The following is a 14,982-nucleotide window of genomic DNA, read 5'->3' on the forward strand; positions in this document are numbered from 1 at the left end:
ACACACAACAGATGTCGAGGCGCAGTATGAGTTCAGAGGTATGGGTCATCGCTACCTTGCTAAGTAGCATCGTTCTTATCGTGGTCACCATAGTGAAGGGCAAGATCCACCCCTTTCTTGCCCTGCTGTTGGCCAGCTTCTATGTGGGCACCCTGATGGGGATGGAGCCCCTCAAGATGGTCAGCGCCATGGAAGAGGGCATTGGCGGCACGCTAGGCTTTCTCGCCGCCGTCATCGGTCTTGGCACCATACTCGGCAAGATGATGGAGGTGTCGGGGGCTGCAGAGCGCATCGGTCTCGCCCTGCAGAGATGCCGCTGGCTCTCGCCGGATGTCATCATGGTGCTGGTGGGTCTGGTGTGCGGCATCACCCTATTTGTCGAAGTGGGGGTAGTGCTGCTGATCCCGCTCGCCTTCTCCATCGCCCGCAAGAACAATACCTCGCTGCTCAAGCTGGCTATTCCGCTCTGCACCGCCCTGATGGCCGTGCACTGCATAGTGCCGCCCCACCCTGCAGCCCTCTATGTCACCAATCAGCTGGGGGCTGACGTCGGCTCCGTCATCGTCTATGGCCTCGCGGTCGGGCTGTTTGCCTCGCTGGTGGGCGGCCCGCTGTTCCTCAAGCTGCTGGGTAACCGGCTCCCGTTCAAGAAGGTGCCCGCTGCCTTTGCCGACATCAAGGCGCGCGATGAGGCCACTCTCCCGACCTTGAGCGCCTCGCTCTTTACCGTGCTGCTGCCCATCCTGCTGATGCTGGCCAAGACGGTCGCCGAGCTCAATATGGAGCATGCCAGCCACCTCTACACCCTGCTGGAGTTTATCGGCAACCCCATCACCGCCATGTTTATCGCCGCCTTCACCGCCTACTACGTGCTGGGGATCCGCCAGCAGATGAAGATGGAAGGGCTGCTCAACAAGACCGAGGAGTGCTTCTCCTCCATCGCCAATATCCTGCTCATCATCGGGGCAGGCGGCGCCTTCAACGGGGTGCTCAAGGCGAGTGGGCTGGGCGATAGTCTGGCCACTATCCTCTCCCAGCTGGATATGCACCCGATTCTGCTGGCCTGGCTGGTGGCCATCGTGCTGCACGCCGCCGTGGGCTCCGCCACCGTCGCCATGATGGGCGCCACCGCCATCGTCTCCCCCATCATGGTGCACTACCCGAACATCAGCCCGGAGATCATGACCCTGGCCATCGGCTCTGGCGCCATTGGCTGCACCATGGTGACCGACTCTCTGTTCTGGCTGGTCAAGCAGTATTGCGGCGCCACCCTGAACGAAACGCTCAAGTACTACACCACCGCCACCTTGGTCGCCTCCCTGATGGCGCTGGCCGGTACTTTCCTGCTCTCCTATATCGTGTAACAAGACCGAGAACACTATGAAAAACATCGACGTCCAACAACTCACAGCGCAATTTCCACTGGTGCAATCCCTGATCGCGCTTGAGCCAGTCACCTGGTTCAACCCCAACACCACCACTCTGGCTGCCGGTCTGCCCTATGTGGGGCTCGATAGCAGCAATGTGGCAGACGCATCCGCCCGCTTGGCCCGCTTTGCCCCCTACATGTGCGAGGCCTTCCCCGAGACCCGCACCAGCAACGGCATTCTGGAGTCCGAGATCGCCGCTATTCCGGCGATGCAGGCTACGCTCAACCAGCGCTACGGGGTTGAGGTCACCGGTCGACTGCTGCTGAAAAAAGACAGTCACCTGCCCATCTCCGGCTCCATCAAGGCGCGAGGCGGTATCTACGAGGTGCTGACTCACGCCGAACAGTTGGCGATCAAGGCTGGTCTGCTGCGGGAAGAGGATGACTACCGCAAACTGTTCAGCGACGAGTTTCGCCAGTTCTTCAGCCAGTACAGCATCGCAGTGGGCTCCACCGGCAACCTTGGCATGTCCATCGGCATCATGAGCGCCAAGCTCGGCTTTACCGTCACCGTCCACATGTCAGCCGATGCGCGGGAGTGGAAGAAGCGCAAGCTGCGCGAACACGGCGTCATCGTGATCGAATATGCCGAAGATTACGGGGTGGCGGTGGAACAAGGGCGCAAAGAGGCCGAGCGCGATCCCAACTGCTTCTTTATAGACGACGAGAACTCCCGCACCCTGTTCCTCGGCTACTCGGTGGCGGGCGAGCGGGTGAAAAAGCAGTTCGACGAGATGGGTATCAAGGTGGATGCCGACCACCCGCTGTTTGTCTACCTCCCTTGCGGCGTGGGTGGCGGCCCGGGCGGCGTGGCCTTTGGTCTCAAGCTCGCGTTCGGAGACAACGTCCACTGCTTCTTCGCCGAGCCCACTCACTCCCCCTGCATGTTGCTGGGAGTCCACACCGGATTGCACGATGCCATTGCGGTGCAGGATCTGGGCATAGACAACCTCACTGCAGCCGACGGCCTCGCGGTAGGTCGCGCCTCCGGCTTCGTCGGCCGCGCCATGGAGCGGCTGCTCAATGGCTTCTACACCCTGAGCGATCAGGAGATGTATGACCTGCTCGGGCTGCTGGCGCGCGATGAACAGATCACACTCGAGCCCTCCGCTCTGGCTGGTATGGCCGGCCCGTGGCGGGTGGCAGCCAATCCCGAGTGGCTCACCGGGCGCGGTTGCGATGCCGCAACCATGGCACAGGCCACCCATCTGGTGTGGGCCAGCGGCGGTGGCATGGTGCCTGCCGAAGAGATGGCAAAGTACCTGGCCAGCGCCAAGATCTAGGCTGTTTTGCCACATTTATCTGCAAATCAACCCGCCATCACGGCGGGTTTTCTGTTTTGGGAACAAGGGGATGGGGCAGTTCTGTCGCAATCCATGGCGACAATTTCCCCAAGTTGGTCAGTTTGTGCTAAAATGGCGCTCATTTTTTGACATCTCGCGTCACGTTCGCCCCCAGATTGCCCATTGGGCTCTCTGCCCGGGTCGTGACTTTGCACCATCATGCCTGATGATGTTCCCCCCAGGATGAGCCGACAGGCTCCCGTCAAGGTGGGCACCCTCAAGGGCACATGAGATAAGGAGATCGGGTAATGAAACAATATCAAAGCTGGCTGGGAGATTATCTGATGAGTCGACGTGACGGAGATCACGCGATGGCTTCGGAACTTGCCAACACCATCTGCGCCTTCTGGAAGGCCCAGGGTGATGAAGCAGAAACCAGCAAATGGCAGCAACGCTATCAGCAACACGTAGAGCAGGCGCAATAAGCCCCTTCACTCTTTCGCGATAAAAAAACCGGCGCACATGGCGCCGGTTTTGCGTTTCTGGCAAGCAGCAGATTACATCTGGTCGATCATGTCCTGAGCAAACTGGGAGCAGGAGCGCAGGGTGGCCCCTTCCATCAGACGCTCGAAGTCATAGGTGACGGTCTTGTTGCGGATCGCCGCTTCCATCCCCTTGATGATGAGATCGGCCGCTTCGACCCAGCCCATGTGGCGCAGCATCATCTCGGCGGAGAGGATCAGGGAGCCCGGGTTGACCTTGTCCTGACCGGCATACTTCGGCGCAGTACCGTGGGTCGCTTCGAACAGGGCCACGCCGTCACCGATGTTGGCACCCGGTGCGATGCCGATACCGCCTACCTGAGCGGCCAGCGCGTCAGAGATGTAGTCGCCGTTGAGGTTCATACAGGCGATGACGTCATACTCGGCCGGACGCAGCAGGATCTGCTGCAGGAAGGCGTCGGCGATGACATCCTTGATGACGATGGTCTTGCCGGTTTTCGGGTTCTTGAAGGAGCACCAGGGGCCGCCGTCAATCAGCTGGGCACCGTACTCGTTCTGAGCCAGAGCATAACCCCAATCCTTGAAGGCACCTTCGGTGAACTTCATGATGTTGCCCTTGTGCACCAGAGTCACGGAGTCGCGATCATTGTCGATGGCATACTCGATGGCGGCACGCACCAGACGCTCGGTACCGGCCTTGGACATCGGCTTGATGCCGATCCCGCAGGACTCGGGGAAGCGAATTTTCTTCACGCCCATCTCGTTTTGCAGGAAGGCGATCACCTTGTTCGCTTCGGCACTGTCGGCCTTCCACTCGATGCCGGCGTAGATGTCTTCGGCGTTTTCGCGGAAGATCACCATGTCGGTCAGATCAGGACGTTTCACCGGGCTCGGGGTGCCGTCGTAGTAACGCACCGGACGCAGGCAGATGTAGAGATCCAGCTCCTGACGCAGGGCTACGTTGAGGGAGCGAATACCGCCACCGACCGGAGTAGTCAGCGGGCCCTTGATGGCCACGCAATATTCACGAATGAAATCCAGGGTTTCGGCCGGCAGCCAGGCACCTTCGCCATAGACATGAGTCGACTTCTCGCCGGTATAGATCTCCATCCAGGCGATCTTGCGCTCGCCCTTGTAGGCTTTCTCGACCGCAGCATTCACCACATTCAACATGGCCGGGGTTACGTCAACACCGATGCCATCCCCTTCAATAAACGGAATGATCGGATGGTTGGGAACCTGCAGCTTGCCGTTGGCATCGACTGTGATTTTCTGACCTTGGGTCGGGATTACTACTTTGCTTTCCATCGGCATCTCCTAACTTCCGTTTGTTATCAACTTGTTTGTTGCGCGCGGCCATCTTAGCCCATTCATTTTCATAATAAAACGACAAGAAAGCATGTCAGACCAAAGAGGTAGCCACCCGCCAGTGCGCCGTCACCACGCCTTGCCGACCCAGCCCCGTTATCCCTCCAGCTCGCTGGCCGCAGCCTGCGGCTGACTCAGGGAACGGTACTGGGAAGGGGTCAAGCCGGTCTTCTGTTTGAACACCCGGCAGAAGTAGTTCACGTCACTGTAACCGCAGCGACTGGCCACCTCTTCAAGACGAAAGCGGTACTTTTTCAGCATGAATTTGGCCCGATCGATCCGCACCCAGCTGATGTAATCGGCAAGGCGCATATGACCCTGCTCGCGGAACAGGTGGGAGAGATGGCTGGCCGAGACGTTGAAACGATGGGCAATGGAGTCACGGGTGATGGGACGGTGAAAGTTCTCCTGGATATAGATGCAGATCCCGTGAAAGAGCTCTGCCCCCCGTGGCCGATCCGTGGCGGACTCCAGCAACAGCTGACGGGCACTCGCCAGCAGGGCCTGCAGCAGGTGATCATCGGTGGGAGAGCGACCGGGATCCTCGGTCAGTACGTTCAGCGCCGCCAAAATGTGTTCGATCACATGGCCCGCCCGCGCCATGATGCTGTGCTTTTGCACATCGAAAAAGTCCGGATCTTCACGGCGCTTGCTTACCAGACTGAACCCCAGCTGGCGTTTGCCAAACAGCAGGCTCAGTACCGAGCAGTCAGTGGTCCAGAGCGGCTTGTTCCAGCCGTTGGGAGGGATATAGAGCGCCTGTCCCGGCAATACACTGATCTCTCTGACCCCCTCCTCCCTGTCCCAAATTTGGTTGAGATACTCGCCGCTAAAGACCAGCTCGAGGCGGGGAAAGTTGACCTGATAGCTGAAACTGGGTGGCACCCCCTGTTCACTGGCAAACCAGATTTGGTCAAATGGAACCTGTTCGCTCAGGGCTCCGTCGAGCAGTTGGCTGAAGATGAGAGACATGGTGATCCTGATCAAGAGAGAGGCAAGCGGTTGCGGCGCGCGCGACCGCCCATGTTATAGTCCGGTCCACAGCAGTAATGCCACCCTTTTCTGCACCCGATTTTCTTCAAACTAGACGAGGCGTCCCTTATGAGCAGTAGCGATCTGCCCTCCTTTCTGTTGATGCAAAACCCGATTCAAGGCTATGACTGGGGCAGTCATGACTCCCTCACCACCCTGTTTGGCATTCCCAATCCGCAAGGCAAACCCCAGGCCGAGCTCTGGATGGGGGCTCACCCCAACGGCTGTTCCGAGGTGACGCTGGCGGGCAGTGTGCAAAAGCTCTCTTCGGTGATCGACAGGGCCCCGGCCGCCGCGCTGGGTGAGGCCACCTTCGCCCGTTTTGGCAGCCTGCCGTTCCTGTTCAAGGTGTTGTGTGCCGAGAAGGCTCTCTCCATTCAGGTGCACCCGAGCAAGGCTCAGGCTGAAGCGGGCTTTGCCAAAGAGGAGGCCGCAGGCATCGATATCAAGGCGAGCAATCGCAACTACAAGGACCCGAACCATAAGCCGGAGCTGGTTTTTGCCCTCACCCCCTATCAGGCGATGAACGGTTTTCGCGCTATCCCCGCCATTCTGGCACTGTTCGAGCGGGTCAATCTGGCGGCCATCGCCGATCTGACCGCAGCCCTTGCCGCCAGCCAGAATGAAGCAGGCCTGCAGCACTTCTTCCACCAGCTGCTGGTACTGGAAGGGGCGTGCAAGGAGGAGGCGCTGGAAGGGCTGCTAACCTATGCCGCCGCCCATCAGGATGAGGAGACGTTTGCCCTCATCACCATTCTGGCGGCCCAGTACCCGGGAGATGTGGGCCTATTCTCGCCGCTGCTGCTCAACGTGGTGACGCTTGAGCCCGGTCAGGCGATGTTCCTCGATGCCTGTACCCCGCACGCCTATGTGCGCGGCACGGGTCTCGAGATCATGGCCAACTCCGACAACGTACTGCGCGCCGGCCTCACCCCCAAATACATCGACGTGGCAGAGCTCTTGGACTGCACGCGCTGCTTGCCCAAGCCGGACGACCAGATCCTGCTGGCCCCCCGCTGTGATGGTGCGGTACAGCACTTCGACGTGCCGGTACCTGACTTCACTTTCAGCGTCTACCCGGCTGGCGAGCATCAGCTCACCACTGCCAGCGCCGAGATCCTCTTTGCCATCGATGACACAGTGACCCTCAAGCAGGGCGAACAGTCACTGCGTTTGGAAAAGGGGCAATCAGCCTTTATTCCTGCAGCGACTGGCAATTATCAACTGCTGGCCGAAGGACGGGTCGCCCGCGCCGGCAACCGCTGCTAATCAACATAAGAGCCGACTCTCGTTGGAGGGGGAATATGCCTCCCCCTCCCAACAGAGCAATATGGCCTACCAGTCAAGTCCGTCTGTATCTCTACTGCTCTCTTATGCCTACCTTCCTTCAGGCATCTCGCTCTGAAGTCCATCCCTGACTGCATCCTGCCCACAACCAGCTCCACAGGTTTGTCGCCCAAGCTTGGCGCTACCCTGATGCAGATGACTGGGTTTGCTGATACGAAGAAAATTCCAGCCTGCACAAGCAACGGCGACACTCTGAGTATCCGAAAAAATGGAGGCAATAAAAATAACAACTCTACTCTCTACTATTTTCACCCCCTGATGAAAGCTAAAACAGCACATAGATGCATCGCCATTAAACCTTTCCCAGGCCATCATCATTCGGTCTGTAAACATTTAGCAGCCGTAGTCATACAGAACCATTAATAATGCAAACGAAAGGGATCTCTTTTGAATTTTCGAGATGCGGCCCTATTTTTTAGTCGTTCTATAATTTAATTCCAAGCAAACCATTCGAACTTTGTCGAAAAAAACAACTTAAGAAAAACCATAAGATTATGATATATAGCGCTTTTCTTTTACATCACACCTTAAAGCTGACGTAATCCGTAAAAAAGCCAGGCCGCATTAACTGACAATCCAATCAATTTAAAGGCAGGATAATGAGAGATTTGATATTTATTTTTTGATATGCCAGCCAAACCTCATCGCAGTAAAGAAATAGACCTTAAATACCCTCTGTGATTAAGTTCTCTTTTATTTGATTTATTTTTAAGGTATCACATCTATTCGCCGATATAAATTTCACACAAAGATCCGCAGACAAAAATAGATAAAAGAGGATATATGCTGACAAAAATGACAATTGGGCAAAAGCTGACCATGGCGTTTACCACTCTCGCTTTGTTGATGCTGGGTTTTGCCTGGTTTGCCACTTTACAACTCTCCAATATTTACCGTGACGCCAGTGAGGTCAGCGACAATATCGTTCCCTCCATCCGGGCATCCAGCCAGATGCATGTGTCCTTGCTGGACGCTCGCCGTGCCGAACTGAACATGGTGATAGATGCACTGGGCAAGGATCCCGACTCCCTCAACAGCAGCACACAGTCTTTCGAAGCGGCAAAGAGTCAGTACATGGCCGCCGAGCAACGGTATGGCTCTATGCCTTTTGTGTCGGAGCGAGATCGCAACATGTTTGCAGAGCTGAAAACTGCAGCAGCCAAATATTTTTCAGCCCATGGTGACTTGGAAACAGCCATACGGCAGGGAGATATTGCCAAGGTGCAGTCGCTGATCAAAAACGAATCTCGCGCAGCCCTTGAGCAGGCCGGACAGGATGGTCTGGAGCTTCGCAAGGAGAACGATCGGGTTGCCAACCTGCTGACCAAGCAGAGTGAAGCTTCCTATGAACGGGCAAAACTGCTGAGCACTACAGTTGGTGCGCTAACCTTGCTGTTCGTCGTTATTGTGGCCTGGCTGCTGATCCGGCAGATCCGCAATCCTGTGATGACCCTGCTGGAGCAGACCCGCCAGGTGGCGGCAGGCAACCTCACCAGCCAACTCGACATGAAGCAATTCTCCCATGACGAACTGGGTAAGCTGGCTCAAGGGTTCAACGAGATGCAATCCAATCTGCGCATGCTGGTAAACGAGGTCTCCGGCTCGGTGGTGCAGTTGGGTGCGGCCGCCGAAGAGATCAGCGCGGTGGCACAGCAATCGGCCAACAACATGGGCGCCCAGCAACATGAGCTCAATCAGCTGGCCACAGCCATGAACGAGATGCAAGCCACGGTACAGGAGGTGGCCCGCAACACCAACGACGCCGCCAGCGCAGCAACGTCGGCCAGCGACACAGCCGCACAAGGCAGCGAGACCGTCAATGACTCAATCGGCAGGATTGAAAAGGTGGCTACCGCCATCGAAGAGACTGCTCTGGTGATCCGCCAGCTGGGTGATGACAGCCGAAATATCGGCATGGTGCTTGAAGTCATTCAGGGAATTGCCGAGCAAACCAACCTGCTGGCACTGAATGCGGCAATCGAGGCAGCCCGAGCCGGTGAACAAGGTCGTGGTTTCGCCGTGGTAGCAGATGAAGTCCGCACTCTGGCCAAACGAACCCAAGACTCCACTTCCCAGATCAACCACATCATCTCCGAACTGCAGCTGCGTGCTAACGAAGCGGGCGTCACCATGCAACAGAGTCAGGATATGATGTCCGAGACGGTCCACACAGCTCGTGAAGCGGGAGCCTCTATTGCCGAAATAAGCAGCTCGGTTAACAGTATCTCCCACATGAATATTCAGATTGCCACCGCAACCGAAGAGCAAGGCGCGGTAAGCGAGGAGCTCAATCGCAATGTAGTCAACATCAGCAATGCCTCGGAAGAAGTGGCGACCGGAGCCAAACAAATGGCTCAGGCTTGCAACGACCTCAACCTGTTGGCAACACAACTGCAGGAGGTTGTACGCAAGTTTCGGACATAACGCCCGATTCTCCTCCCCTCATTAATCAGCTCAATAAGGCTGAAGCACTAAACAGCCCGCCATCCATAAAAGTGGCGGGCTTTGTTAAATAAGGGCTCATGCAAAACCCAAGGACACCGATGATGAACATAACAAGTGATCAGTAGATGGATTAACTCACATCAAGAGCTGCTCTCCCTCTTTCTGATTGTTCTCTCAACGCGTTTTGCCAGCACCTTCACATTTTCCGCCCTCAAAGCAGCACACAAATCTCCATACCTCCGAAGGCGAAACCTTTTCGTTGCACTCATGCAAGTAGCAAGACGCACTCGCATCTCATTGTTTTTATTTAAAAAAATAAAAATATCGGTATGAATTGGCTTTCATGATGATATGCGAGCTGGGTCACATGACGACTTGCGCAGCACAAAAATCCAGTAAACGGCACATTTGTCCGATTTCGGCACCGCGCTAACGGGAGAACAATATCCAGGTCAATTGTTCCCCCCATCATGCGGCTCGGCAACGGAGCCAGGAGAGTAATATGTTACCCACCATGACCAACGGCAGACTCATCTGCCTGGAGTTGAAGGCCACCAGCAAGGAGGCTCTATTCGACGAGATGGCACAGATGCTGGCGCGCGATGGCGCCGTGTCTGATCAACAGCAATTCGTCAAGGATATCTGGGCCCGCGAACAGCTGGACTGCACCGGCTTCGAGCAGGGTGTCGCCCTGCCCCACGCCAAGAGCAAGGCGGTCAGTCGTCCGGCCATTGCCATCGGTGTCAGCCGCCAAGGTATCGAGTACGGCGCCGAAGATGGCAAACCGACCCAGCTGATCTTCATGATCGCCTCCCCGGATGGCGGTGCCAACCACCACATCGAAGTGCTGGCGGAGCTCTCTACCCGTCTGCTGGAGCCGGGCTTTATCGAGCAGATGAAGGCGGCCACTACCGTCGAGCAAGCCCTGACCCTGCTCAAGCAAGGCCCGAAAGCGGAAAAACCGGCGCCAGCCGCCAAACCGGCTGCCACTACCCCGGCAGCCCCCGAAGAGCGCACCTTCAAGGATCGCCTCAACACCATGAAGCAGCATCTGCTGTTTGGTACTTCCCACATGATCCCCTTCATCGTGGCGGGCGGTGTATTGCTGTCGCTGTCGGTGATGCTGAGCGGCAAGGGCGCCGTGCCGGAAGCGGGCTTCCTCAAAGACATGGCCACCATGGGTATCGCCGGTCTGACTCTGTTTACTGCCGTACTGGGTGGCTACATCGCCTACTCGCTGGCTGACAAGCCGGGCCTGGCTCCGGGCATGATCGGCTCCTGGATTGCCGTTCAACACTATCAAACCGGTTTCCTTGGCGCCATTCTAGTGGGCTTTATCGCCGGTTTCGTGGTCAATCAGCTCAAACGGATCAAGCTGCCTGACTCCATGACCTCCCTAGGTTCCATCTTCATCTATCCGCTGATCGGTACCTTCCTGGTGTGTGGCATCGTGATGTGGGGGATCGGTGCCCCGATCGCAGCCATGATGGAAGGGATGAACCACTGGCTATCCAGCATGGCGGGCTCAGGTAAAGTAATGCTGGGTGCCATTCTGGGTGGTATGACCGCCTTCGATATGGGCGGCCCGGTCAACAAGGTTGCTACCCTGTTTGCCCAGACTCAGGTCAACACCCAGCCCTGGCTGATGGGTGGTGTCGGTATCGCCATCTGTGTACCGCCACTGGGTATGGCACTGGCGACCTTCATGTCTCCGAAGCGTTACAAGAAAGAGGAGCGTGAATCCGGCAAAGCGGCCGCCATCATGGGCATGATCGGTATCAGTGAAGGTGCTATCCCGTTCGCTGCCGCTGACCCCATGCGTGTTATCCCGGCCATCGTCGCAGGCGGCATCGTCGGCAACATCACTGGCTTCATGATGCACAGTATCAACCACGCCCCCTGGGGTGGCTGGATTGTCCTGCCGGTTGTTGAAGGCAAGATGGGCTACATCCTGGGTACCATCCTCGGCGCTCTGACCACAGCCATCATCGTCAACCTGCTGAAGAAGCCAGTGAGCGAAGAAGATGACGTGACCACCACCCAAACCAGCTTCGAAGTCATTGAAGCGGAAGGAGAAGCGGACGTACTGGCCATCACTGCCTGCCCGTCTGGCGTGGCCCACACCTTCCTCGCCGCCAAGAGCCTGCAGAAGGCTGCCGCCAAGCAGGGGATCAAGATCAAGGTCGAGACCCAGGGCGCCAACGGCATCATCAACCGCATTACCGCCAAGGATGTCGCCAACGCCCGCTGCGTCATCTTCGCCCACGACGTGGCTATCAAGAACCGCGAGCGCTTCACCAATATCGAGGTCATCGATGTGAAGACCAAGGAGGCGATTCACAATCCGGAAGCACTGTTGGCCCGCACGCTGGGCAACAAGGCAAACGCCGCCTGATAGCAATCAGACCAACCAGTACAAGGGGCCCATCGCAGGCCCCTTTTCGTTGCCTGCCGAGCAACCGCATATCATCCCACCGACCAAGCCACTGATTTAAAACATATTAACCAGTCACATCACGGATCTTGGCGAGCCGTCACAGAACTGTGACGTGTAAAAAAACAGCAATTGAAGCGCTGGTCAGATCTCATGTCAAATGGCTCCGCCTACTAAACTGGAGCATCACAAAAATGATAAAAATCAATAAATTGGTTCTGGCTGTTACCCTCACCCTCACTGCCCCCCCCTTGCTGGCGGCTCACTGGACGTGTGGCGACCACGTACGCTTTGGCCTGCCCTCCGAATCGGATCAGAAGCTCTGCCGTGAAGGGTATGCGGTCGGCTACAACTACGACTACAAGGTGGCGGACTGGGTCTCCTACCGGATGACCGCCCAAAGCGCACAGGGCACAGTGCCGCGCAAGGATGCCTTCGCCGAGGACAGGGAGATCCCGGTCGCCTATCGCGCCACCCTCTCCGACTACAAGGGCTCGGGCTACGACCGTGGCCATCAGGCCCCGGCGGGGGACATGAAATCGAACAAGAACACCATGAAAGAGAGCTTCCTGCTGAGCAACATGACACCGCAGATCGGGGTGCTCAACCAGAAGGCGTGGCGCGTGCTGGAGGACAAGGTGAACAAGTGGGCGGTCTCCCGCAAGGATGTGCAGGTGATCACCGGCCCCATCTTTACCGGCTCTGAAAAGTCCATCGGTCAGGGTGTGGCGATCCCGAGCGCCTACTACAAGATCGTGATGGACCCGGCCAGACTGCAGGCCATCGCCTTTATCATGCCGCAGGAAGAGGTGCCCATCAGCCAGATCGCCGACTACCGGGTCTCGGTGCGCGAGGTGGAGGAGCAGACCCAACTCAACTTCTTCAGCGATATGCCCGAAGAGCAGCAAGAGACACTGGAAGCTCGCGTCTCCCAGATGTGGAACTGACTGCGAACAACTCATCCGCAGATAGATTGACACCCCATCTGTCTTACATCGCAACAGAGGGAGGGGGAGTCTCGCTCCCCCTGCCCTTTTCAGATGGCAGCTGACTCGTTGCGGCCACTTTTGCGGCCACAGGTGTGGCATAACCCGACGACCCGCCTCGACTCACAGTTTGCCGTACCGTTCACTGGTATATTGCCTCTCTTTGGCACTAACAGACTGAATTGACGCACATTTGCCTTATCCCATCGGCCCACAAGCCGGAGCACCACGGCGCGATTCAGCCCGACAGAGGACCTTTTGATGAAACAGACCCTTCTTGCCCTCACCCTCGGCGGCCTGCTGGCGCTCTCGCCCCTCGCCCTGCAAGCGGCCGAGAGCTCGATGCAAATGGAGCACGACCTCAATACCCTGGTCAGCAAACGCCAGGCGGTGGACATGCTGCTCGGCGAAGCGCTGCAGATCTACAAGTCGCCAGCCAAAATCTCCCACGCCGGTTTTACCGCCAAGATGCCGAGCAATATGGAGCTGGTGACCGAGCGTCTGCTGGCCGCCTACCAGCTGGAACCCTACCGCACCGACCTGCTCATCTCGGCTGCCAACGCCCAGATCTACAACGGCAACCTGAGCCGCGCCATCACCTTGCTGGAGCAGGCGCAGGCCGTCGCCCCCGATGATCTCGACATCAACAGCTATCTCGCCATCTGGCTGTTGGTGAAGGGTAACAAGGAGGCCTCCCGCAGCTATCTGGCGAAAGTGGCGGATCGCAACAGTGGCCGCGCCGCCGATCTCGAGGAGATCATCGCCCGGGTGCAGCGGATCACCGCCGCCCCGCTGCAGACCGAACTGACCGAGGATCAGCTCAAGGCCACTAGGGAGGGCAAACGCGCCATCGTCACTCTGGGCTACGCCCTCAATCCCGACGGCAGCATGGACAAGATCCTGCTGGGCCGCCTGCAAACCACCCTTGAGCTGGCCAAGGCCGACCCGGAAGCGCTGATCATCCTGACCGGTGGCGTGCCCCAGAACCGCCAGACCGAGGGCAAGCTGATGGCCGACTGGCTGGCCAACCACGGCATCGACCGCAGCCGCCTGATTGAAGAGAACTACGCCACCAGCACGGTGGACAACGCCCTCTACAGCGCCTATGCCCTCGCCCGCCACCAGATTGACTATGCGGTGCTGGTGAGCTCAGCCAGCCATGTGCGCCGCGGTCAGACGGTGCTGGAAATCGCCTGCGACCAGATTGGCCCGGCCAACATCAAGGTGGCGAGCGTCAGCTACCCCGACAAGCCTCTCGAAGAGCTGGCCACCCCGAGCGAGAGCGAGCTGCTCGGCATCTACCGCGACGCCCTGCGCACCTACGGTATGTGGAGCTACCGCTCCGCCCCGCTGATTGAGCGTTGATCGGCCATCAAAACGAAAAAGAGAGGAAGGCGTGATGCCTCCCTCTCTTTTTATTGACCGATGATTGGCCAAGCCGCGCCCGTTAGCTGACGATAAAGCCCTGTGAGGGGGCCGCTTTGGGATCGTCACCGAAGCGGTTTGGCCCCTGCTGACCGTTGCAGACCATAAAGTAGATAAGCACCAGGGTGCCGATAATGGGGATAAGCCCGAGCAGCAGCCACCAAGCGCTGCGGTCGGTGTCGTGCAGGCGACGGGCCGCCACCGCCAGCGATGGCAGCAGCACCGCCAGCGAATAGATGGAGCTTATCAGCTCATTGTCGCCGCCAATCAGCTTGTCCACCATGCCGAGCAGCAGCATGACGATGACGTTGCACAGCACGAACATCCAGTATTCGGTGCGACGGGCCCGCCCGCTGAATACCGCATATTGCTTGAGGACCGAGATGTACCAGTTCATTGCGCCTCCTGAGTGGCCTTTATGCCTATGAATAAAAAGAGAGTCGATAAAACAAGTAGTTAAGAGCTTAGCGCGATCATCCCCCCGAGTCGACAATGATGCCCGAACGTCTCCCGAACTAATCAGCTGCGGCAATCATTGACCGACCGAGCCGGAAAATAATTAGCCCTGTAACAGGGCAAATCACCCCCATCAGCGCATCACTCTCGTCACAAGCAGGAAAATGGTGCTTAATAATCCATTAGCAATCGTATGGACTCAGCGTGAGGATAGCGGTAGATTCGGCGCCCAATCCTGAACAGGATCTGTGTCTCCCTCCCATAATGAATCCAC

At 57.5% G+C, this 14,982-nt stretch carries 11 protein-coding genes; 8 read left to right on the forward strand and 3 right to left on the reverse strand.

Annotation, left to right across the window (positions count from 1 at the left end; translation table 11 throughout):
* Positions 1 to 26 precede the first annotated feature (26 nt).
* The 3 genes from dsdX to AB5Z09_RS12970 all read left to right on the forward strand — a co-directional run bounded on the left by dsdX (position 27) and on the right by AB5Z09_RS12970 (position 3,197).
* A complete protein-coding gene (gene dsdX, locus AB5Z09_RS12960; protein ID WP_368195448.1) occupies positions 27 to 1,364 on the forward strand; it encodes a D-serine transporter DsdX in 1,338 nt (445 codons plus the stop codon).
* Between the two features lie 16 nt (positions 1,365 to 1,380).
* Entirely contained in the window at positions 1,381 to 2,712 is a 1,332-nt protein-coding gene (locus tag AB5Z09_RS12965) for a D-serine ammonia-lyase (protein ID WP_368195449.1), read from the forward strand.
* Positions 2,713 to 3,020: 308 nt separating this feature from the next.
* A complete protein-coding gene (locus AB5Z09_RS12970; RefSeq protein ID WP_005337712.1) occupies positions 3,021 to 3,197 on the forward strand; it encodes a hypothetical protein in 177 nt (58 codons plus the stop codon).
* Positions 3,198 to 3,269: 72 nt separating this feature from the next.
* Here the strand turns inward: AB5Z09_RS12970 and icd are convergent, their stop codons facing one another.
* Together icd and AB5Z09_RS12980 are read right to left on the reverse strand one after the other, a co-directional pair.
* Positions 3,270 to 4,523 carry an NADP-dependent isocitrate dehydrogenase gene (icd, locus tag AB5Z09_RS12975; RefSeq protein ID WP_005347179.1) on the reverse strand — a complete coding sequence of 418 codons (1,254 nt, stop codon included), beginning with the start codon at positions 4,521 to 4,523 and terminating at the stop codon, positions 3,270 to 3,272.
* A 156-nt stretch (positions 4,524 to 4,679) separates the two neighbouring features.
* On the reverse strand, positions 4,680 to 5,555 hold the full coding sequence (locus AB5Z09_RS12980) for an AraC family transcriptional regulator (protein ID WP_005361632.1): 876 nt from the start codon (positions 5,553 to 5,555) through the stop codon (positions 4,680 to 4,682).
* A gap of 129 nt (positions 5,556 to 5,684) precedes the next feature.
* Here AB5Z09_RS12980 and manA point away from each other — a divergent pair, with 129 nt between their 5' ends.
* From manA to AB5Z09_RS13005, 5 genes are all read left to right on the forward strand, one after another.
* On the forward strand, positions 5,685 to 6,884 hold the full coding sequence (gene manA / locus AB5Z09_RS12985) for a mannose-6-phosphate isomerase, class I (RefSeq protein WP_368195450.1): 1,200 nt from the start codon (positions 5,685 to 5,687) through the stop codon (positions 6,882 to 6,884).
* Between the two features lie 861 nt (positions 6,885 to 7,745).
* Positions 7,746 to 9,386 carry a methyl-accepting chemotaxis protein gene (locus tag AB5Z09_RS12990; protein WP_216955590.1) on the forward strand — a complete coding sequence of 547 codons (1,641 nt, stop codon included), beginning with the start codon at positions 7,746 to 7,748 and terminating at the stop codon, positions 9,384 to 9,386.
* 523 nt (positions 9,387 to 9,909) lie between these two features.
* The gene (locus AB5Z09_RS12995; RefSeq protein WP_216955592.1) at positions 9,910 to 11,802 is read left to right on the forward strand and encodes a PTS fructose transporter subunit EIIC; all 1,893 of its coding nucleotides are present in this window, start codon (positions 9,910 to 9,912) and stop codon (positions 11,800 to 11,802) included.
* Between the two features lie 233 nt (positions 11,803 to 12,035).
* On the forward strand, positions 12,036 to 12,788 hold the full coding sequence (locus AB5Z09_RS13000) for a DNA/RNA non-specific endonuclease (RefSeq protein WP_368195451.1): 753 nt from the start codon (positions 12,036 to 12,038) through the stop codon (positions 12,786 to 12,788).
* 300 nt (positions 12,789 to 13,088) lie between these two features.
* A complete protein-coding gene (locus AB5Z09_RS13005) occupies positions 13,089 to 14,192 on the forward strand; it encodes a YdcF family protein (RefSeq protein WP_216955596.1) in 1,104 nt (367 codons plus the stop codon).
* Between the two features lie 82 nt (positions 14,193 to 14,274).
* On the opposite strand, the gene AB5Z09_RS13010 is transcribed toward AB5Z09_RS13005, so the two are convergent.
* Positions 14,275 to 14,649, reverse strand: a complete 375-nt coding sequence (locus tag AB5Z09_RS13010; RefSeq protein ID WP_005337730.1) for a DUF805 domain-containing protein — start codon at positions 14,647 to 14,649, stop codon at positions 14,275 to 14,277.
* Positions 14,650 to 14,982: the final 333 nt, after the last annotated feature.

Origin of the sequence: Aeromonas sp. R2-2, assembly GCF_040908355.1 — a bacterium.
Taxonomy (GTDB): Bacteria; Pseudomonadota; Gammaproteobacteria; order Enterobacterales; family Aeromonadaceae; genus Aeromonas; species Aeromonas veronii.

Coding starts and splice junctions, on each gene's coding strand:
- AB5Z09_RS12970 (WP_005337712.1), top strand. CDS start 3,021: ATGAAACAATATCAAAGCTGGCTGGGAGATTATCTGATGAGTCGACGT.
- AB5Z09_RS13005 (WP_216955596.1), top strand. CDS start 13,089: ATGAAACAGACCCTTCTTGCCCTCACCCTCGGCGGCCTGCTGGCGCTC.
- icd (WP_005347179.1), bottom strand. CDS start 4,523: ATGGAAAGCAAAGTAGTAATCCCGACCCAAGGTCAGAAAATCACAGTC.
- AB5Z09_RS12990 (WP_216955590.1), top strand. CDS start 7,746: ATGCTGACAAAAATGACAATTGGGCAAAAGCTGACCATGGCGTTTACC.
- AB5Z09_RS12995 (WP_216955592.1), top strand. CDS start 9,910: ATGTTACCCACCATGACCAACGGCAGACTCATCTGCCTGGAGTTGAAG.
- dsdX (WP_368195448.1), top strand. CDS start 27: ATGAGTTCAGAGGTATGGGTCATCGCTACCTTGCTAAGTAGCATCGTT.
- AB5Z09_RS12965 (WP_368195449.1), top strand. CDS start 1,381: ATGAAAAACATCGACGTCCAACAACTCACAGCGCAATTTCCACTGGTG.
- AB5Z09_RS13010 (WP_005337730.1), bottom strand. CDS start 14,649: ATGAACTGGTACATCTCGGTCCTCAAGCAATATGCGGTATTCAGCGGG.
- AB5Z09_RS12980 (WP_005361632.1), bottom strand. CDS start 5,555: ATGTCTCTCATCTTCAGCCAACTGCTCGACGGAGCCCTGAGCGAACAG.
- AB5Z09_RS13000 (WP_368195451.1), top strand. CDS start 12,036: ATGATAAAAATCAATAAATTGGTTCTGGCTGTTACCCTCACCCTCACT.
- manA (WP_368195450.1), top strand. CDS start 5,685: ATGAGCAGTAGCGATCTGCCCTCCTTTCTGTTGATGCAAAACCCGATT.